General features: G+C 71.4%; 17 protein-coding genes. 8 read left to right on the top strand and 9 right to left on the bottom strand.

Annotated features, from left to right (window positions below; translation table 11 throughout):
* Positions 1-143: 143 nt before the first annotated feature.
* Together ABZ490_RS34805 and ABZ490_RS34800 are read left to right on the top strand one after the other, a co-directional pair.
* On the top strand, positions 144-1,526 hold the full coding sequence (locus ABZ490_RS34805) for an ABC transporter ATP-binding protein (protein ID WP_358999362.1): 1,383 nt from the start codon (positions 144-146) through the stop codon (positions 1,524-1,526).
* Entirely contained in the window at positions 1,523-2,401 is an 879-nt protein-coding gene (locus tag ABZ490_RS34800; protein WP_358999359.1) for an ABC transporter permease subunit, read from the top strand. Before ABZ490_RS34805 ends, ABZ490_RS34800 begins: the two co-directional genes overlap by 4 nt.
* 11 nt (positions 2,402-2,412) lie before the next feature.
* Here the strand turns inward: ABZ490_RS34800 and ABZ490_RS34795 are convergent, their stop codons facing one another.
* Positions 2,413-2,763: an ATP/GTP-binding protein gene (locus tag ABZ490_RS34795; protein WP_358999356.1), complete on the bottom strand. Its 351-nt coding sequence runs from the start codon at positions 2,761-2,763 to the stop codon at positions 2,413-2,415.
* A gap of 222 nt (positions 2,764-2,985) precedes the next feature.
* On the opposite strand from ABZ490_RS34795, the gene ABZ490_RS34790 reads away from it, so the two are divergent.
* Complete coding sequence (locus ABZ490_RS34790; protein WP_358999353.1) at positions 2,986-4,014, top strand: LLM class flavin-dependent oxidoreductase; 1,029 nt, start codon at positions 2,986-2,988, stop codon at positions 4,012-4,014.
* An 89-nt stretch (positions 4,015-4,103) separates the two neighbouring features.
* Here the strand turns inward: ABZ490_RS34790 and ABZ490_RS34785 are convergent, their stop codons facing one another.
* On the bottom strand, positions 4,104-4,496 hold the full coding sequence (locus tag ABZ490_RS34785) for an SCO5389 family protein (protein WP_358999350.1): 393 nt from the start codon (positions 4,494-4,496) through the stop codon (positions 4,104-4,106).
* 264 nt (positions 4,497-4,760) lie between these two features.
* On the opposite strand from ABZ490_RS34785, the gene nucS reads away from it, so the two are divergent.
* Positions 4,761-5,441 (top strand): endonuclease NucS, encoded by a 681-nt coding sequence (nucS, locus tag ABZ490_RS34780; protein ID WP_358999347.1) that lies wholly within the window; start codon positions 4,761-4,763, stop codon positions 5,439-5,441.
* A 72-nt stretch (positions 5,442-5,513) separates the two neighbouring features.
* On the opposite strand, the gene ABZ490_RS34775 is transcribed toward nucS, so the two are convergent.
* Both ABZ490_RS34775 and ABZ490_RS34770 read right to left on the bottom strand, forming a co-directional pair.
* Positions 5,514-8,018 (bottom strand): ATP-binding protein, encoded by a 2,505-nt coding sequence (locus ABZ490_RS34775; RefSeq protein ID WP_358999344.1) that lies wholly within the window; start codon positions 8,016-8,018, stop codon positions 5,514-5,516.
* 248 nt (positions 8,019-8,266) lie between these two features.
* Positions 8,267-8,590 carry an STAS domain-containing protein gene (locus ABZ490_RS34770; protein ID WP_020131168.1) on the bottom strand — a complete coding sequence of 108 codons (324 nt, stop codon included), beginning with the start codon at positions 8,588-8,590 and terminating at the stop codon, positions 8,267-8,269.
* Positions 8,591-9,024: 434 nt separating this feature from the next.
* On the opposite strand from ABZ490_RS34770, the gene ABZ490_RS34765 reads away from it, so the two are divergent.
* Complete coding sequence (locus tag ABZ490_RS34765) at positions 9,025-9,597, top strand: cob(I)yrinic acid a,c-diamide adenosyltransferase (RefSeq protein ID WP_358999340.1); 573 nt, start codon at positions 9,025-9,027, stop codon at positions 9,595-9,597.
* On the opposite strand, the gene ABZ490_RS34760 is transcribed toward ABZ490_RS34765, so the two are convergent.
* Positions 9,517-10,140: a hypothetical protein gene (locus ABZ490_RS34760; RefSeq protein ID WP_358999337.1), complete on the bottom strand. Its 624-nt coding sequence runs from the start codon at positions 10,138-10,140 to the stop codon at positions 9,517-9,519. The two genes, ABZ490_RS34765 and ABZ490_RS34760, sit on opposite strands and share 81 nt — an antisense overlap.
* 153 nt (positions 10,141-10,293) lie before the next feature.
* On the opposite strand from ABZ490_RS34760, the gene ABZ490_RS34755 reads away from it, so the two are divergent.
* The 3 genes from ABZ490_RS34755 to ABZ490_RS34745 all read left to right on the top strand — a co-directional run bounded on the left by ABZ490_RS34755 (position 10,294) and on the right by ABZ490_RS34745 (position 14,061).
* Positions 10,294-11,472 carry a histidine kinase gene (locus ABZ490_RS34755; RefSeq protein WP_358999334.1) on the top strand — a complete coding sequence of 393 codons (1,179 nt, stop codon included), beginning with the start codon at positions 10,294-10,296 and terminating at the stop codon, positions 11,470-11,472.
* Positions 11,469-12,110: a response regulator transcription factor gene (locus tag ABZ490_RS34750; protein ID WP_358999331.1), complete on the top strand. Its 642-nt coding sequence runs from the start codon at positions 11,469-11,471 to the stop codon at positions 12,108-12,110. The genes ABZ490_RS34755 and ABZ490_RS34750 overlap by 4 nt, the downstream gene beginning before the upstream one ends.
* A 130-nt stretch (positions 12,111-12,240) precedes the next feature.
* The gene (locus ABZ490_RS34745) at positions 12,241-14,061 is read left to right on the top strand and encodes a glycoside hydrolase family 18 chitinase (RefSeq protein WP_358999328.1); all 1,821 of its coding nucleotides are present in this window, start codon (positions 12,241-12,243) and stop codon (positions 14,059-14,061) included.
* A gap of 22 nt (positions 14,062-14,083) precedes the next feature.
* Here the strand turns inward: ABZ490_RS34745 and ABZ490_RS34740 are convergent, their stop codons facing one another.
* From ABZ490_RS34740 to ABZ490_RS34725, 4 genes are all read right to left on the bottom strand, one after another.
* Complete coding sequence (locus ABZ490_RS34740; RefSeq protein WP_358999325.1) at positions 14,084-14,530, bottom strand: DUF2550 domain-containing protein; 447 nt, start codon at positions 14,528-14,530, stop codon at positions 14,084-14,086.
* A gap of 145 nt (positions 14,531-14,675) precedes the next feature.
* On the bottom strand, positions 14,676-15,050 hold the full coding sequence (locus tag ABZ490_RS34735; RefSeq protein ID WP_358999322.1) for a F0F1 ATP synthase subunit epsilon: 375 nt from the start codon (positions 15,048-15,050) through the stop codon (positions 14,676-14,678).
* Positions 15,051-15,168: 118 nt separating this feature from the next.
* Positions 15,169-16,605, bottom strand: a complete 1,437-nt coding sequence (gene atpD, locus ABZ490_RS34730; RefSeq protein ID WP_358999319.1) for a F0F1 ATP synthase subunit beta — start codon at positions 16,603-16,605, stop codon at positions 15,169-15,171.
* The gene (locus tag ABZ490_RS34725) at positions 16,605-17,522 is read right to left on the bottom strand and encodes a F0F1 ATP synthase subunit gamma (RefSeq protein WP_358999316.1); all 918 of its coding nucleotides are present in this window, start codon (positions 17,520-17,522) and stop codon (positions 16,605-16,607) included. Before ABZ490_RS34725 ends, atpD begins: the two co-directional genes overlap by 1 nt.
* Between the last annotated feature and the right edge of the window lie 6 nt (positions 17,523-17,528).

Here is a 17,528-nt window from a genome sequence, read left to right as displayed (position 1 = left end):
GGCCTTCTGCTCCTGCGGAAACGAGATGCGTGAACCTCAGGGCTTTACTTTCATTTGGGCGGAACCGTCAGCGCCTCGATAAGCTCCTAACCCTTACGGGGGCGTGTGCCCCGCTGTCCTGAACCTGTCGATGGGTGCGGAGCATGATCGAGGCAGTCGGCCTGACCAAGCGCTACGGCGACAAGACCGCTGTGTACAACCTTTCCTTCCAGGTACGGCCGGGTGCCGTCACCGGCTTCCTCGGGCCGAACGGCTCGGGCAAGTCGACGACGATGAGGATGATCCTCGGCCTGGACAACCCCACCTCGGGGACGGTCACGATCGGCGGCTACCCGTACCGCAGGCTGCCGAACGCGGCTCGCCAGGTGGGAGCGCTGCTCGACGCTAAGGCCGTGCACGGCGGCCGGTCCGCGCGCAGCCATCTGCTGTCCCTGGCCCAGCTCTCGGGCATCCCCGCCCGCCGGGTGGACGAGGTGCTCGGCGTGGTCGGGCTCCAGGACGTGGCGAAGCGGCGCTCCAAGGGCTTCTCGCTCGGTATGGGGCAGCGGCTCGGCATCGCGGCGGCGCTGCTCGGCGATCCGCAGGTGCTGCTGTTCGACGAGCCGGTCAACGGCCTCGACCCCGAGGGCATCCTCTGGGTGCGCAACCTGATGAAGGCGCTCGCCGCGGAGGGCCGCACGGTCTTCGTCTCCTCGCACCTGATGAGTGAGATGGCGCTGACCGCGGACCATCTGATCGTGATCGGACGTGGTCAGCTGCTGTCCGACATGAGCGTGAAGGACTTCATCTCGGCCAACTCGGCGGACTTCGCGCGCGTGCGCACCCCTCAGACGGAGCCGCAGCTCCGCGAGAAGCTCGCGGGGGCGCTGTCGGCGGCGGGCGGTCATGTCCTGCCCGAGCAGGACGGTGCCCTGCGGGTGACCGGGCTGGCGCTGCCGCGGATCAGCGACATCGCCCATGACGCGGACGTACGCCTGTGGGAGCTGTCGCCGCACCAGGCCTCGCTGGAGGAGGCGTACATGCGGATGACGCAGGGCGCCGTCGACTACCGCTCGACGACCGACCAGAAGGCCGGCCTCCAGCAGCCGCTGCCGCCCGGCGCCACACCGCCCATGCCGGTCCCCGGCCAGGGCCAGCCCGGCTGGTACGCCCCACCGCCCCCGCAGCACGGCTACGCCCCGCCGCAGCCGGCTCAGCCGTACGGCGGCACGTACGGCCCCGCGGCCACGGCACCGGCACCGGCACCGGCACCGCACGGGGCCAACCCGTACACGCAGACCCCGGCGGGAGCCGCGCCCGTGCCCCCGGCGGGCCCGGCCACGCCCGTGGGGTCCCCGGCACCGCAGGCGGCCCCGGCAGGCGCCCCGGCGCCCTCTTCCGCACCCGCCGTCCCGGCGGCAGCCCTGGCGCCCGCTCCCGCACCCGCCGCCCCGCAGGAGGCGGCGCCCAGCGCTTCCGCCTCCCTCGCGAAGGCGCCCGTCGCTCCTTCCGCCGCCCCGACGACCCAGCCCGAGGACGCCCGATGAGCACCCCGCAGCACCCGGCCCCGCAGGCCGCCGCGCCCGGCTGGCAGGGGGCGCCCGGTCCCTCGTACGCCGTCCCGGGCTACACCTCGCCGATTCCCGTCGTGCGCACGCACCTCGGGCACGCCATCGCGTCCGAGTGGACGAAGATCCGGTCGGTGCGGTCGACGATGTGGACGCTCGGGGTGTTCGTGCTCCTCGTCGTCGGCATCGGGATGACGGTCGCGCTGATCGTCGACGCGAACGCCACCGAGGGCGACCTCGCGGGCGACAGCCCGCTGTCGTTCGGCTTCTTCGGCGTGCTCCTGGGCAGCATGCCGATCATCACGCTCGGCGTGCTCACCACCGCCTCCGAGTACGGCACCGGCATGATCCGCACCACGATGGTCGCCTGCCCCTCGCGCGGCCGGGTCCTCGCGGCGAAGGGCATCGTGTTCTTCGCGATCGCGTTCGTCGTGACCCTGGTCTCCACGGGACTCGTCGCCATGGTGGACGCGGCGCTGTTCACCGAGGCGCGCGAGCCCTCGGCCGGTGAGTGGCTGAAGACCACCGTGGGCGTGTCCCTCTACATCGCGCTGCTGGGGCTGCTGTCCCTGGCCGTCGGCTCGATCATCCGCCACTCGGCGGGCGCCATCACCATCATGATCGGCCTGCTGCTGGCCCCGCTGGTCATCGCGATCTTCATGTTCGCCGAGTCGCTCCAGAAGCTGCGCGAGGCCCTGTTCGAGTACTCGATCCCCAGCCAGCTCGGCGTCTGGTACTCCACCCAGCTCAGCGAGTCCGGCCCGTCCGGCTGGGACCCGCTGTGGATCGCGCTCGGCGTCACCGCCGCCGCGTTCGCCGGTGCCTTCGCCCTGCTGGAGAAGCGGGACGTGTAGCCGGAAGACACTCAGAAGCGAGGCGCGTTACGGGACCGCTGCACCCCCGGGTTGCGGCGGTCCCGCGCGTTCCAGCAGGCCTTGTGCCAGTGTCGGCGGTCGTCGACGCCCGCGTGCTCGGGCCACGCGACGACATGCGGCACCCCGTCCGGGATCATCAGGTCGCAGCCGGGGCACCGGTAGCTCTTGCCCTGCGCGCTCGCGCCGGCCACATGCCGTACGTTCCACTCCTCGCCCTGCCAGCTCACCGAGGACTGCCAGCCGCCGTACCGGCTCGCGCGGTCGTCCTCGGCGCTCCGGCCGGACGAGCCGGACGCGCCGGACGGATCGGCACCCTTGGGTCGGTTGCGACGCGGGGACACGGAACACCTCACAGGGCTATACAGGAAGCAGGGTTCCCGTCCAGCCTACGCGGCGCCGGGACGGGTACCCGGAAGGGACCGATCCCCACAAGTCCCCCTGCCCGACACCCCATTCTGCAGACAATCGGCAAATCTCTCCGCCAGGCCGTGTCCTCGGCACGTGTCAGACGGTTATGCCGGGTGGGGGAGCTCCGTGTCGGAGCCAAGGAAGCAGGAAAGTCCATGCGCGTTGGTAGTTTCGTGTTGGGTGCCCAGTTCCCCGGACAGGGCCAGGGAGAGGCGCTGCACCGCGCGGTCCGCTCCGCCGAGGTCGCCGAGGAAGCGGGCCTCGACTCGGTCTGGCTGGGCGAGCACCACTTCGTGCCGTACGGCACCTGCCCGTCGGCGGTCACCCTCGCCGCGCTGCTGCTGGGCCGTACCCGGCGCATCCGGGTCGGTACGGCGGTGAGCGTCCTGCCCACCGTCCACCCCGTCGCCCTCGGCGAGCAGGCCGCGCTGCTGCATCTGACGAGCGGCGGCCGGTTCTCGCTGGGCGTGGGCCGCGGCGGGCCGTGGATCGATCTGGAGGTCTTCGGATCGGGCCTCGCGGCATACGAGAAGGGGTTCCCGGAATCACTCGATCTGCTGGTGCGCTGGCTGCGCGAGCCCTCCGTGGGAGCCGCGGGCGAACGCTTCCGGTTCCGTGAAGTCCCCGTCGTCCCCCGCCCGTCGGAGGCGCTGACGGACACCGGGGGCCCGGAGGTGATCGTGGCGTGCACCTCACCGGCGAGTGTGCGGCTGGCCGCCGAGCGCGGGCTGCCGATGCTGCTCGGGATGCACGTCGGGGACGAGGAGAAGGCGGAGATGGTCGCCCTGTGGCGGCAGCACGCGCGCGCGGCGGGGCGCTCCGGCGACGAGATCCGGGCCGCGGCCCATGTCTCGGCGGGCGTCTGCCAGCTCGCGGACCGGCGCACGGACGCGGTGGAGACCCTCGTGAAGGCGATGCCGGGCTGGCTGCGGCAGGGCCTCGACGCCCATGTGACGGTGGACGGCCGCCCCCGCTCCATGCGGGACCCGGTGGCGTACACCGAACTGCTCTGCGGGCTGCACCCGGTGGGCACCCCGCGGCTGTGCGCCGACCGTCTCGCGGCGACCTGCGAACGGACCGGCATCTCGCGCTTCGCCCTGCTCGTGGAGGGCTCGGGCGACCTGGCGGCCACGGAGGAGAACGTCCGGCGCCTGGGCGCGGAGGTACTCCCCCACCTTCGCTGAACGGGGCGGGACGGCCGGGAGCTTGCCGCTCCGGTACGGTTCGCACCTCCTGCGTGCGGAGCGGCAAGCAACAGGCTCACACCGATGCCTCAGCAGTCCCGGAATTCCGGCGACTGGTTCAGCACCTGGCTGCGCACCGAGGTGAAGCGGGCGAGCTTCTCGTCGACAGCCGCGTCCAACGGGAACACCGCCACCCGGTGGCAGTTCTGGAAGGCCAGCCGGACACCGAAGTGCCGCTGCAGGGCGCCGCGTATGGCGTCACTCGCGAGCGCGCGCAGCAGCTGCCCGCGCGCCTGCTCGTCCGGCGGGGGCGTCTGGTTGTCGGCGAAGGCTCCGCCGTCCACCTTCAGCTGGGCCACCAGGGAGCTGATCATCTCCCATGCGTAGGGCAGGGAGGTCCGGACGCAGTCGACGAATTCAGCTTCGTCGACCTCGCCTCGCTCGGCCTGTTCGAGTAGGGCCGGTGAGACGTCGAGCGACATGGGTTCTCCTCTCGCACCCCTAAGAGAGCAGGGGTTGCCGGACAGGGCACGGGAGTTCGCCATGCCGAAACACCGCAACGCTGAGTACACGCATCGCGACCTCCCGTTCACTACGGTAGGCAACTGACCGTGACGGCACCAGGAGAATGGGCACATAGGCGGTCCCTATGGGGCACACAATCGGCCAGAGTCGGCCGTAGTCCGAACGATCGTTTTCCAGGGCGAATCGCGTGGGGCGCAAGGTGTCGGATAGCGTTGCCGACCATGCGTCTCGTCATCGCCCGGTGCTCCGTCGACTACGCCGGCCGGCTCACCGCCCATCTCCCCTCCGCCCCCCGTCTCATCCTGGTGAAGGCGGACGGCAGCGTCTCGATCCACGCGGACGACCGGGCCTACAAGCCCCTGAACTGGATGTCACCGCCCTGCACGCTGAAGGAGGACACCGGGGACTCCGAGGGCGTGGCAGGCGTCTGGACCGTCGTCAACAAGGGCGGAGAGAAGCTCATCATCACGATGGAGGAGATCCTCCACGACTCGTCGCACGAACTGGGCGTCGATCCGGGCCTGATCAAGGACGGCGTGGAAGCACACCTCCAGGAACTGCTCGCCGACCGCATCGAGACCCTCGGCGAGGGCTACACCCTCATCCGCCGCGAGTACATGACGGCCATCGGCCCGGTCGACATCCTGTGCCGGGACGCGACGGGGCAGACCGTCGCGGTCGAGATCAAGCGGCGCGGCGAGATCGACGGCGTGGAGCAGCTCACGCGCTATTTGGAGCTGTTGAACCGCGACCCGCATCTCGCCCCGGTCCGCGGCATCTTCGCCGCGCAGGAGATCAAGCCGCAGGCCCGCGTCCTCGCGACGGACCGCGGCATCGGCTGCCAGGTCCTGGACTACGACGCCCTGCGGGGCATCGAGGACGACAAGCTGCGGCTGTTCTGAGAACAGGGTGTACGAGGCCGAGGGCCGGGTTCCTGGTGAGGAACCCGGCCCTCGGTGGTGTCCGGGGGTGTCTCAGATCACCGATCCCGAGGTGCTCGCGCCGGTGTCCTGGGAGGAGCTGGCCGAGCTGATCGGTGCGGAGGAGGCGGTGCCGCTGGCCGACGTCGAGGCGCTGTCGCTGGGCTCGGGGTCCGGGGAGGTGCTGACGGTCGGCGAGGGCGACGAGGAGCTGCCCCCGGTGCTGCTCGACGTCGGGCTCGGCGAGGCCGAGTGCGAGGGCCTCGGGGACTGGTGCGAGGAGCTGCTGCTGGGCGTCGGCGACGACCCGCCGGTGTCCGACCCCGTCGAGCCGGTCTCCGTGGCCGACGCCGATTCCGACGGTGTCGGGTCGTCCGACGTCCCCATCGTCCCGTCCGGGCCCGGGTCCGTGGGCCGGCTGGTCGCCGTGCCCGTGTCGCCGGTGCCGGTGTCGGCGCCCGGGGTTTCGGAGTCCGGGCCGCCGTCGTCGAGGCCGGTGCTGGCAGAGGGGTTGACGCCGCCGCGGTCGGCGGGGTCCCCTGCGTCGTTGTTGGAGGTCGCGCCGAGCGTGACGACCGTACCGAGGACGGCGACGAGGAGCGCGCCCGCGCCGACCGCGACGAGGTTGCGCCTGGCGAGGCCCTTGAGGCCGCTCGGGCGCCGCGCCTGCGGGGCCGGGGCGGGCGGCGGGGTGACCGCGCGGTGGACGACGGTCTGGGCCTCCGGCGGATAGGTCGGCAGCGCGGCCTGGATGCCGCGCGGTGGGGACACGGGCTCCTCGGGGCGGGCGTCGTGCACCTCCTCACCGGCCATGGCGGCGAGGAGGCCCGGCACGTCCCCGGAGGCGTCGGCGACCAGGGCGAGGGCGCGGCGGCCGGCGACGGTGCCGCGCTTGTCGGTGAGGGCGCCGCGCAGCCCGAGGGAGGCCTCGAGTTCGGAGCGGGCCCGGTCGAGGTCCCCGGCGCACAGGGCGAGGACGCCGAGTTCGTGGTGGAAGTAGGCGCGGTCGGCGGACTCCCCGGCGAGCCGGGCCGCCTCGGCGCCCTCGTGCAGGGCGCTCTCCCAGGCGCTCCAGTGCAGTCCCGCGGCGAACGCGGGCGCCGCGGCGCGGGCGAGGCGGACCGAGGTGGCCTCCTCGTCCTCGGCGGGCGGGGTCGTCGAGGGCACCACGAGGGCGAGGGCGGTGAGGACGGCGTCCGCCTCGGCGCAGACCCGTTGGGGCGTGACCGAGGGGTGCCCGGCCCACCAGGCGTAGTGCTGGGCGGCGGCCGCGGCGCGGGCCTCGGTGTCGTCGTCGTACCCGGCGGCCTCCAGCTGGGTCTGGATGCCGGCGGCGAGCCGGTAGCGGACGCCGACCGGGGAGACCAGTCCGCAGGCGACGAGCTCGCCGAGGGCGGCGTCGGCGTGGGTGTCGCCGACCAGGGCGGGCAGATGGGCCTGGTGCGGGACCTCGCCGTCGAGGGCGACGGCGAAGCGCAGGGTGGCGCGGGCGGAGGCGCTGAGCCGGGCGGCGAGCAGCGGGGCGGGCGCGGCGGCCTCGCCGAGGGAGGGCAGGGGTATCTCCTCGGCGTCGCCGGCGCCGGCGTCGACGGGTGCGGAGAGCGGGCGGGCGTCCTCGAACACGCCGAACGCGTCCACGGCGTCCACGTCGGCGCGGAGCTGGTCGCGTTGCCGCAGCAGGGCGCCGGCCTGGACGAAGCGCAGCGGCAGGCCCTCGGACTCGAACCAGAGGTCGCCGGCCCAGTTGGCCTCCTCCTCGGTGAGGGTGCGGCCCACGGCGCGCTCGATGACGTCCACGCCGCCGGCCCGGTCGAGGCCGCTGAGGGCGACCTCCTCTACGGCGGAGTCGGCGGAGGGCAGCGGGGTGTCGGGGGTGGCGCCGAGCAGGAAGGCGCACTCGGGGGTGGCGTCCAGGAGTCCGTCGAGGAGCGCGCCGCCGAAGCCGAGGTCGTCGACGACCACGACCGCGCCGATGTCCCGGACGAGGGTGCGCAGTTCCTCGGGGTCGGGGCGGTGCGGGTCGGCGTCGTGGACGGTGTGGAAGAGGTCGTGGAGGAGTTCGGCCGGGGTGCGGCCGTAGCCGGAGAGGCGGACGACGCCGTCGGGGGCGAGGTCCTCGCAGTCCTCGGCGACCAGGTCGAGGAGGCTGGTGCGGCCGGAGCCGGAGGGTCCGGTGAGGCGGACGGAGCGGCCGCGGGCGAGCAGGCGGACGAGCTGTTCGCGTTCGTCCTGGCGGCCGAGCAGGGGCTGTTCGGGCCGGGCGGGTCCGGCCGGGGTGGGCGGCCGGGCGGCGAGCTCGTCGTACTCGGCGCGTTCCTCGGCGGACCGCTTGGCGGGGCGGCCGGGCCGCTCGGTGGGCGGGCAGAGTTCGATCTCGCTGCCGTCCACGGGGTTGACCGTGAGCAGATGCTCGCCGGCGATCACCCGGACCGTGCGGGCGGGTCCGGGGGTGTGCGCGCCGAAGTCGGGCGTGAGGGGGTCCCTGGGCGGGCGGGGGCGCGGCGCGCGGCCGTCGCCCTCGTGACCGTACTCCTCGGGCCCCTGGTTCGTCGGGTCCATGGGTTATAGCCCCCCAAGAGCGTCGTGTGGCGGTAGCCCCTCCCGGCCTCGCTGCACACTGCGCTGTCGCTTCTGGTCCGGTGCCCGCTCGGTAGAGGGCCGAGGGCCGCGGGCAGACGAACCGTAAACCTTCGCACAGTATCTACGACAGTCCGGGGTGCCGCGCGGTCCGAGACGTCACGGTCCGGTGAGGATTGGTGCCCGCCGTACGTTTCGCCGCAGGTGGCCCGGTGTCGTGACCGGTGCGGTCAGACCCGGGGCAGGGACTCCACGCCGATGCCGCCCTCGATGGCGAGGATCCGGTGCAGCCGGGTGGCGACCAGCAGGCGTTGCATCTGCGGGGGTACGCCGCGGAGCACCAGGCGGCGGCCGCAGCGGCCGGCCCGTCGGTGGACGCCCATGATGACGCCGAGTCCGGTGGCGTCCCAGGAGTCCAGTTCGGACAGGTCGAGCACCAGGTCGCCGACGCCGTCGTCCACGGCCGTGTGCAGGGCCGTGCGGGCGTCCGCCGCGCTGCGCACGTCGAGGCGGCCCCCGACGACCAGCTCGACGTGGTCGCCCCTGATGTGCATAGCGCTCCCCTAAGCGTGCGTCTCGTGCTCCGCGGTGTGATGTCCGGTGTTGCATGCTCTGACTGCGCGAAGCGGCCGGAGGTTGCCGTCTGTGAGCGAACCGATACCGAATTCACCCGCAGGGGTGAGGCCCCTGGGGCCTGTGCGGTTTCGGCGCTTGGAGTAAGCCCTGCCCGCTCTCGCCTCGGATGTCACCGGCGTCAACCATCCGGCGCATTCGCCGTATGGCTCACGTATGGCTCTCGGCCGGAGATTAGCGCTCGTGGAGCGCTGTGCGACCGGTTAGTAACGCGTCTCACGTCTCACGGGGTGAGACACCGGTCACGTCGTCAATTCCTGTCCGATTCAAGCCTATTCGCACCGTTTGGATCTTCGTGGAGCGGACGTGACCGAGCGAACGCGGCGGATCCGCGGAGACGGTCTAGATTGGCCGCATGGTCAATCTGACGCGCATCTACACCAGGACCGGGGACCAGGGCACGACCGCCCTCGGCGACATGAGCCGGGTCGCCAAGACCGACCTGCGGATCGCGGCCTACGCCGACGCCAACGAGGCGAACGCGGCCATCGGCACCGCGATCGCGCTGGGCGGTCTGGAGGAGGAGATCGTCACGGTCCTCACCCGGGTCCAGAACGACCTGTTCGACGTGGGCGCGGACCTGTCGACGCCGGTGGTGGAGAACCCGCAGTTCCCGCCGCTGCGGGTGGAGCAGTTCTACGTCGACCGGCTGGAGGCGGACTGCGACCTCTTCAACGAGCGGCTGGACAAGCTCCGCTCCTTCATCCTGCCCGGCGGCACCCCGGGCGCCGCCCTGCTCCACCAGGCCTGCACGGTCGTACGCCGCGCGGAACGCTCGACGTGGGCCGCCCTGGAGACCCACGCCGAGACGATGAACCCGCTCACCGCGACCTACCTCAACCGCCTCTCAGACCTCCTCTTCATCCTCGCGCGCACGGCCAACAAGGACGTCGGGGACGTGCTCTGGGTACCGGGCGGGGAGCGCTGACGCGGGCGTCCCCCTCGGCTTCTTCGGCCAGATCGCGTAGGTCAGGGCGATCAGGCCGTGGATGCCGGCGGCCCTGAGCGTCACCCACTGGAAGGACCGCAGGGACGTGACGTCCCCGGCGTCGCCGACGTACCACACGGCGGCCTGGAGCAGAGCGCAGGCGACCGCCGCCGCCAGCACCGTCCGCAGCCACAGCCGGCCCTCGTGGCGGGCCCGGGCCATGCCGTACCGGGGTGGCTTCGGCGGGGGCGGGCCCCCGGCCAGGCGGTGCGCGGCGTGGCCGTCGAGCCGGCGGATCGTGTAATGGCCGTAGCCGACGGTGTAGCCGAGGTAGAGGGCCGCCAGGCCGTGTTCCCAGCCGGGCTCGGCCCCGTTCCTCAGGTCGATCGCGGTCACGGTGAACAGGACCAGCTCCAGCACCGGCTCGCACAGCAGCAGCACCACACCCGTGCGCCGCCACCCCAGCAGGTAGCGGGCGCCCAGCCCGAGGGCCAGCAGCACCCAGAAAGCCACCTCGCACGCGACGATCAGTCCGACGACCACGGCTCGCTCCTTTCGCTCACCCTTCCAGGCTCACGGCCCGATCGGCGGCGGGCGTCGTCGGCGGTGACGAACCCGCCGTACATCGAAAGATGCAGTCGAGGACCCTTCCCGGGCAGCAGGCGGGCGGGGTGCGGGGCGTGTTGGATGGAGGGCATGGCCGTACGACGTCCGTCCCGCCCCCACCGCTTCGACGTGTACGTCGCGGTCGGCGGGCTGCTCGGCGGGCTGCTGCTGATGGCCCTCGGCCTGAGCACCCGGCCGGCCACCGAGCCGAACGCGCTCCTCGACGGCGCCTGGCCGGTCCTGGTGCCGCTCGTGGTGATGTCCGGCTGCGAGCTGCTGCGCAGGACCGCGCCACGTGCCGCCCTGCCGACCGGCACGGCCGCGCTGGCCCTGGACACGGTCACCCAGGGCAGTCTGGCCACGATCCTGATGTTCACCGACCTGGTGTACACGGCCGTCGTGTACGGCCCGCCCGCCTCGGCCCGCCGCATCCCCTGGATCACCGGGCTGCTCACGGTGGCCGGCACGGTGGTGCCGTTCGCGGTGTGGCGGCGGCCCGAGGCGCTGCTGATCGGGGTGGTGATCGGCGCGGTGGCGTTCGGTCCCGCCGCCACCGGCTGGATCGTGCGCGACCACCGCGACGCCGCCGACGCGGCCCGGCTGCGCGCCGAACAGACCGCGCTGCTGGCCGAGTTCGACCGTAGCCAGGCGGTCCTCGCCGAACGGGCGCGGATGGCAAGGGAGTTGCACGACATGGTCGCCAACCATCTGTCGGCGATCGCCATCCACTCCACGGCCGCGCTGTCGATCGACGACCCGGAGACCTCCCGGCAGGCGCTGACCGTCATCCGGGAGAACAGCGTCGACGGACTCACCGAGATGCGGCGGCTGATCGGCATCCTGCGCGACGGCGGCGAGGAGCGGGGGCCCGCCGCCACCCCCACACTGGACGGCCTGGCCGCCCTGGTCGAGGGCGCCCGCGCCAACGGCCTCGACGTCACCCTGGACTCCGATCCCGGCCGGGTCCCGGCACCCGTGGAGCTCGCCGCCTTCCGGATCGTCCAGGAGTCGCTGACGAACGCCCTGAAGCACGCCTGTCCGGGCCGGGTGACCGTGTCCCTCGGCCGCCGGGACGGACTGCTCGACGTCCGGGTGAGCAGCCCGTACGGCGACCGGGACGGCGGTCCGCGCGCCCCCGGCTCGGGGGCCGGTCTCGTCGGGATGGGAGAGCGGGCGGCGCTGCTGGGCGGCACGTTCGCGGCCGGGCCCGAGGGCGCCCTGTGGACCGTACGCGCCACGCTTCCCCTCACCGAAGGAGCCCCGCAGTGATCCGTGTACTCGTCGCCGAGGACCAGTCCGCCGTCCGCGCGGGGCTCGTCCTCATCCTGCGCAGCGCGCCCGACATCGAGGTGGTCGCGGAGGCGGCGGACGGGGAGCGGGCGGTGGCGCTGGCGCGGGAGCTGCGGCCGGACGTGGTGCTGATGGATGTGCAGATGCCGCTCCTGGACGGGGTGGCGGCGACCCGTCAGGTGGTCGGGGAGGACCTGGCCGATGTCCTGGTGCTGACCACCTTCGACCTCGACGAGTATGTGTTCGGGGCGCTCAGGGCGGGGGCGGCCGGGTTTCTGCTGAAGAACACGGAGGCGCGGGATCTGCTGGCGGCGGTCCGTACGGTGGCCGGCGGCGAGGGGCTGATCGCGCCCGCGGTGACCCGTCGGCTGATCGCCGAGTTCGCGGCCGTACCGGCGCGGCGGCCGACGGCCGACCCCGCCGTCCTCGACACCCTCACCCGGCGCGAGCGCGAGGTGCTGGCCTGCCTCGGGGAAGGCCTGTCGAACGCGGGGATCGCCGAGCGGCTCGACATGGCGGAGGCCACGGTCAAGACGCACGTCAGCCGTCTGCTGGGGAAGCTGGAGCTGCGCAGCCGGGTCCAAGCAGCCGTACTGGCACAGGAGTTGGGGATCTGACGGCACATCCGGCAGCCGTATACAAGCGTGGTCCAGACCTCTTGACCCGTGGTCCAGACCTTTCTATTCTCGCGGCACTGTGGGCGTGAAGGCTCAGTCACGCCCCCCAACTCCCCCTAGGAGGCGCAGCATGCGCTTCGGACACAGAGCCGCCGCAGGGTTCGCGACCCTGTTGCTGCCGTTGGCCGGGCTGGTCGGTCTCGCGAGCCCCGCCCAGGCCGCCGGCACGGCGACGGCCACCTACGCCAAGACCCAGGACTGGGGCACCGGCTTCGAGGGCAAGTGGACGGTGAAGAACACCGGCACCACCTCCCTCAGTTCCTGGACCGTGGAGTGGGACTTCCCCTCCGGTACGTCCGTCACCTCCGCCTGGGACGCCGACGTCACCTCCTCCGGCACCCACTGGACCGCCAAGAACAAGTCCTACAACGGCACCCTGGCCCCCGGCGCCTCGGTCTCCTTCGGCTTCAACGGCGCGGGCTCCGGCTCCCCGTCCAACTGTAAGCTCAACAACGACAGTTGTGACGGCACGACGGTCCCCGGCGACGCGGCCCCCTCGGCGCCCGGCACCCCCACCGCCTCCGGCGTCACGGACACCTCGGTGAAGCTGGCCTGGTCCGCCGCCACCGACGACAAGGGCGTCAAGAACTACGACGTCCTGCGCGACGGCACCAAGGTCGCCACGGTGACGACCACGTCATACACCGACACGGGTCTCACCGCCGGCACCGACCACTCCTACACCGTCCAGGCCCGCGACACCGCCGACCAGACCGGACCGGTCAGCGGCGCGGTCGCCGTGCACACCACGGGCGGCACCAACCCTCCCCCGACCACCGGCTCCAAGGTCAAGCTCGGCTACTTCACCGAGTGGGGCATCTACGGCCGCAACTACAACGTCAAGAACCTGGTGACCTCCGGCTCCGCCGCGAAGATCACCCACATCAACTACGCCTTCGGCAACGTCACCAACGGACAGTGCGCGATCGGTGACTCCTACGCCGACTACGACAAGGCCTTCACCGCCGACCAGTCCGTCAGCGGCACCGCCGACACCTGGGACCAGCCGCTGCGCGGCAACTTCAACCAGCTGCGGCAGCTGAAGGCGAAGTACCCGAACATCAAGGTGCTGTGGTCCTTCGGCGGCTGGACCTGGTCCGGCGGCTTCGCCCAGGCGGCGGCCAACCCCACCGCCTTCGCCCAGTCCTGCTACAACCTGGTCGAGGACCCCCGCTGGGCCGACGTCTTCGACGGCATCGACATCGACTGGGAGTACCCGAACGCCTGCGGTCTGTCCTGCGACAGCAGCGGGGCGGCGGCCTTCAAGAACCTGATGTCCGCGCTGCGCGCCAAGTTCGGCGCGAACTACCTGGTCACCGCGGCCACCACGGCCGACGGCTCCTCCGGCGGCAAGATCGACGCCGCCGACTACGCGGGCGCGGCAAGCTACGTCGACTGGTACAACGTGATGACGTACGACTTCTTCGGCGCCTGGGCCGCCCAGGGCCCGACCGCCCCGCACTCCCCGCTCACCTCGTACAGCGGCATCCCGACGGCCGGGTTCACCACGGCCGACGCGATGGCCAAGTTCAAGGCGAAGGGCGTCCCCGCGAGCAAGCTGCTCATCGGCATCGGCTTCTACGGCCGCGGCTGGACCGGGGTCACCCAGGACGCCCCGGGCGGCACCGCCACGGGCGCCGCGGCGGGCACCTACGAGCAGGGCATCGAGGACTACAAGGTCCTCAAGACGTCCTGTCCGGCCACCGGCACGATCGCCGGCACGGCCTACGCGCACTGCGGCAGCAACTGGTGGTCCTACGACACCCCGGCCACCATCGCCGGGAAGATGACCTGGGCCAAGAACCAGGGCCTCGGCGGCGCGTTCTTCTGGGAGTTCAGCGGGGACACCGGCAACGGGGAACTGGTGAGCGCCATCAGCAACAACCTGTAAGGGCGACCACCTGTAGGAGCGACTAGGCGACGTTGACGCGCTGACCGGGCGGGGCTGCCTCCAGCCACGCGAGGAAACCGGTCAGCGCGTCCTCGCTCATCGCCAGTTCCAGGCGGACGCCCTGGTGGGAGCAGGCGAGGATCACCGCGTCGGACAGCAGCGCCAGCTCCTCCTCGCCCTCGGGGAGCCGGCGGCCGGCCACCTCGATGGAGGCGCGCTCCAGGACCCGGCGGGGGCGATAGGCGTACGAGAAGACGCGGTACCACTCGATGCGGTCGCCGTTGTAGCGGGCGACGCCGTAGCTCCAGCCTTTTCCGCTCGCGTCCGGTTTCTCGGGGACGTCCCAGCGCAGGGAACAGTCGAAGGTGCCCCCGGAACGCTGGATGAGCCTGCGGCGCAGACCGAAGACGAACAGCCCCAGCACCACCAGGGCCACGACGATTCCGCACACAGTCAGAGCGAGGACCATCGACACCGACCTCCTCGTCTCCTAGGTACCGAAAATAGGTAACGGAACGGAAAAAACATCCATATCTGCCTCAGCCGCGGTCGGCTCCGGATTGCTCCGGTGCCGACCGCGGCTGAGTGACGTCATACAGCTCCGCGCCGGGTTGTCAGCGCGAGGCCGCCGCACGCAGTCGTACGTCCGCACGGCGTTCGGCGGCGGCGTCGCCCTCCGCCTTCGCGCGCTCGAGCTCGCGCTCCTCGCGCTGGACGTCGATCTCGTCCGACAGCTCGGCGGTCTCGGCCAGCAGCGACAGCTTGTTGTCCGCGAACGAGATGAAACCGCCGTGCACCGCGGCGACGACCGTCCCGCCCTCACTCGTACGGATGGTCACCGGGCCCGACTCCAGCACACCGAGCAGCGGCTGGTGACCGGGCATGACGCCGATGTCGCCGGACGTGGTGCGCGCGACGACCAGGGTGGCCTCGCCGGACCAGACCTCTCGGTCGGCCGCGACCAGCGCGACGTGCAGCTCAGCAGCCAAGGTGGCTCCTCGGGTCACCACCCGGCGAATGTGCCGGGTGTTGGTTACTAAGTCTAGTGGGCGTGGATGAGGGGGCGGGACGCGCCCGCCCCCTCACACGTTCTCGGGCAGTCCGAGATCAGGAGACGCCCAGCTCCTTGGCGTTGGCCTTGAGGTCCTCGATGCCACCGCAGAGGAAGAACGCCTGCTCCGGGAAGTGGTCGTACTCACCGTCGATGATCGCGTTGAACGCGGTGATCGACTCGTCCAGCGGCACGTCCGACCCGTCGACGCCGGTGAACTGCTTGGCGACGTGGGTGTTCTGGGACAGGAAGCGCTCCACACGACGGGCGCGGTGGACGGTGAGCTTGTCCTCCTCGCCGAGCTCGTCGATACCGAGGATCGCGATGATGTCCTGGAGGTCCTTGTACTTCTGCAGGACCGTCTTGACGCGCATCGCGGTGTTGTAGTGGTCCGCCGCGATGTAGCGGGGGTCCAGGATGCGGGACGTGGAGTCCAGCGGGTCCACGGCCGGGTAGATGCCCTTCTCCGAGATCGGACGGGAGAGCACCGTCGTCGCGTCGAGGTGGGCGAAGGTGGTGGCCGGGGCCGGGTCGGTCAGGTCGTCCGCGGGGACGTAGATCGCCTGCATCGAGGTGATCGAGTGACCACGGGTCGAGGTGATGCGCTCCTGGAGGAGACCCATCTCGTCGGCCAGGTTCGGCTGGTAGCCCACCGCGGAGGGCATACGGCCGAGCAGGGTCGACACCTCGGAACCGGCCTGCGTGAAGCGGAAGATGTTGTCGATGAAGAACAGCACGTCCTGCTTCTGCACATCGCGGAAGTACTCCGCCATGGTCAGACCCGCGAGGGCCACGCGCAGACGGGTGCCCGGGGGCTCGTCCATCTGGCCGAAGACCAGCGCGGTCTTGTCGATGACGCCCGAGTCGGCCATCTCCTCGATGAGGTCGTTGCCCTCACGGGTGCGCTCACCGACACCGGCGAACACGGAGACACCGTCGTGGTTGTTGGCGACGCGGTAGATCATCTCCTGGATGAGCACCGTCTTGCCGACGCCGGCACCACCGAACAGACCGATCTTTCCACCCTTGACGTACGGGGTGAGAAGGTCGATGACCTTGACGCCGGTCTCGAACATCTCGGTCTTCGACTCGAGCTCGTCGAAGTTCGGGGCCTTGCGGTGGATGGACCAGCGCTCGCCCTCGTACTTCTCGTCGACGTTCAGCACCTCACCGAGGGTGTTGAACACCTTGCCCTTGGTGAAGTCGCCGACCGGGACGGTGATGCCCGTGCCGGTGTCGGTGACCGGGGCCTGGCGGACCAGACCGTCGGTGGGCTGCATCGAGATCGTGCGGACCAGGCCGTCACCCAGGTGCTGGGCGACCTCGAGGGTCAGCGTCTTCTTCTCGCCCTCGTTCGCCGGGTCGGAGACCTCGACGTGAAGGGCGTTGTAGATCTCCGGCATGGCGTCGACGGGGAATTCCACGTCGACGACCGGGCCGATGACCCGGGCGACGCGGCCCGTGGCAACGGCCGTCTCAACTGTCGTCGTCATTACCTGTCACTCCCCGCGGTCGCGTCGGCCAGGGCTGCGGAGCCACCGACGATCTCGCTGATTTCCTGGGTGATTTCGGCCTGGCGGGCCGCGTTGGCAAGGCGGGAGAGCGTCTCGATGAGCTCGCCCGCGTTGTCGGTCGCCGACTTCATCGCGCGCCGCGTCGCGGCGTGCTTCGAGGCTGCCGACTGGAGGAGAGCGTTGTAGACGCGGCTCTCCACGTAGCGCGGCAGAAGGGCGTCGAGGACGTCCTCCGCCGAGGGCTCGAAGTCGTAGAGCGGCAGGATCTCGCCCGCCGGCTTCGCCTCCTTGGCGACCTCGTCGAGGCTGAGCGGCAGCAGACGGTCGTCCAGCGCCGTCTGCGTCATCATCGACACGAACTCGGTGAACACGATGTGGATCTCGTCCACACCGCCGTCCGCCGTGTCCTTCTCGATGGCCTCGATGAGGGGGGCCGCGACCGTCTTGGCGTCCGCGTACGTCGGCTCGTCCGTGAAGCCCGACCACGACGCCGCGACCGTGCGCTCGCGGAAGTTGTAGTGCGCGAGACCACGCCGGCCGACGATGTACGTGTCGACCTGCTTGCCCTCGGCCTCGAGGCGCGCCGTCAGCTGCTCCGCGGCCTTGATGGCGTTGGAGTTGAAGGCGCCGGCGAGACCACGGTCGCTCGTCAGGAGCAGCACCGCGGACCGCACGACCGTCTCGGCCTGCGTGGTGAGCGGGTGCTTCGTGTTCGAGCCGGTGCCCACCGCCGTGACCGCGCGGGTGAGCTCGGTCGCGTACGGCGTGGAGGCCGCCACCTTGCGCTGCGCCTTGACGACGCGCGAGGCGGCGATCATCTCCATCGCCTTGGTGATCTTCTTGGTCGCGGTGACGGATCGGATGCGACGCTTGTAGACCCGGAGCTGAGCTCCCATGAGTCA

The sequence above is a fragment of the Streptomyces sp. NPDC005811 genome (genome assembly GCF_040630405.1).
GTDB lineage: Bacteria > Actinomycetota > Actinomycetes > Streptomycetales > Streptomycetaceae > Streptomyces.
Note: the sequence above shows the minus strand (reverse complement) of the source record. Positions and strands in the feature narration are given on the sequence as shown.

Coding starts and splice junctions, on each gene's coding strand:
- ABZ490_RS34805 (WP_358999362.1), top strand. CDS start 144: ATGATCGAGGCAGTCGGCCTGACCAAGCGCTACGGCGACAAGACCGCT.
- ABZ490_RS34800 (WP_358999359.1), top strand. CDS start 1,523: ATGAGCACCCCGCAGCACCCGGCCCCGCAGGCCGCCGCGCCCGGCTGG.
- ABZ490_RS34790 (WP_358999353.1), top strand. CDS start 2,986: ATGCGCGTTGGTAGTTTCGTGTTGGGTGCCCAGTTCCCCGGACAGGGC.
- ABZ490_RS34785 (WP_358999350.1), bottom strand. CDS start 4,496: ATGTCGCTCGACGTCTCACCGGCCCTACTCGAACAGGCCGAGCGAGGC.
- nucS (WP_358999347.1), top strand. CDS start 4,761: ATGCGTCTCGTCATCGCCCGGTGCTCCGTCGACTACGCCGGCCGGCTC.
- ABZ490_RS34775 (WP_358999344.1), bottom strand. CDS start 8,018: ATGGACCCGACGAACCAGGGGCCCGAGGAGTACGGTCACGAGGGCGAC.
- ABZ490_RS34770 (WP_020131168.1), bottom strand. CDS start 8,590: ATGCACATCAGGGGCGACCACGTCGAGCTGGTCGTCGGGGGCCGCCTC.
- ABZ490_RS34765 (WP_358999340.1), top strand. CDS start 9,025: ATGGTCAATCTGACGCGCATCTACACCAGGACCGGGGACCAGGGCACG.
- ABZ490_RS34755 (WP_358999334.1), top strand. CDS start 10,294: ATGGCCGTACGACGTCCGTCCCGCCCCCACCGCTTCGACGTGTACGTC.
- ABZ490_RS34745 (WP_358999328.1), top strand. CDS start 12,241: ATGCGCTTCGGACACAGAGCCGCCGCAGGGTTCGCGACCCTGTTGCTG.
- ABZ490_RS34740 (WP_358999325.1), bottom strand. CDS start 14,530: ATGGTCCTCGCTCTGACTGTGTGCGGAATCGTCGTGGCCCTGGTGGTG.
- atpD (WP_358999319.1), bottom strand. CDS start 16,605: ATGACGACGACAGTTGAGACGGCCGTTGCCACGGGCCGCGTCGCCCGG.
- ABZ490_RS34725 (WP_358999316.1), bottom strand. CDS start 17,522: ATGGGAGCTCAGCTCCGGGTCTACAAGCGTCGCATCCGATCCGTCACC.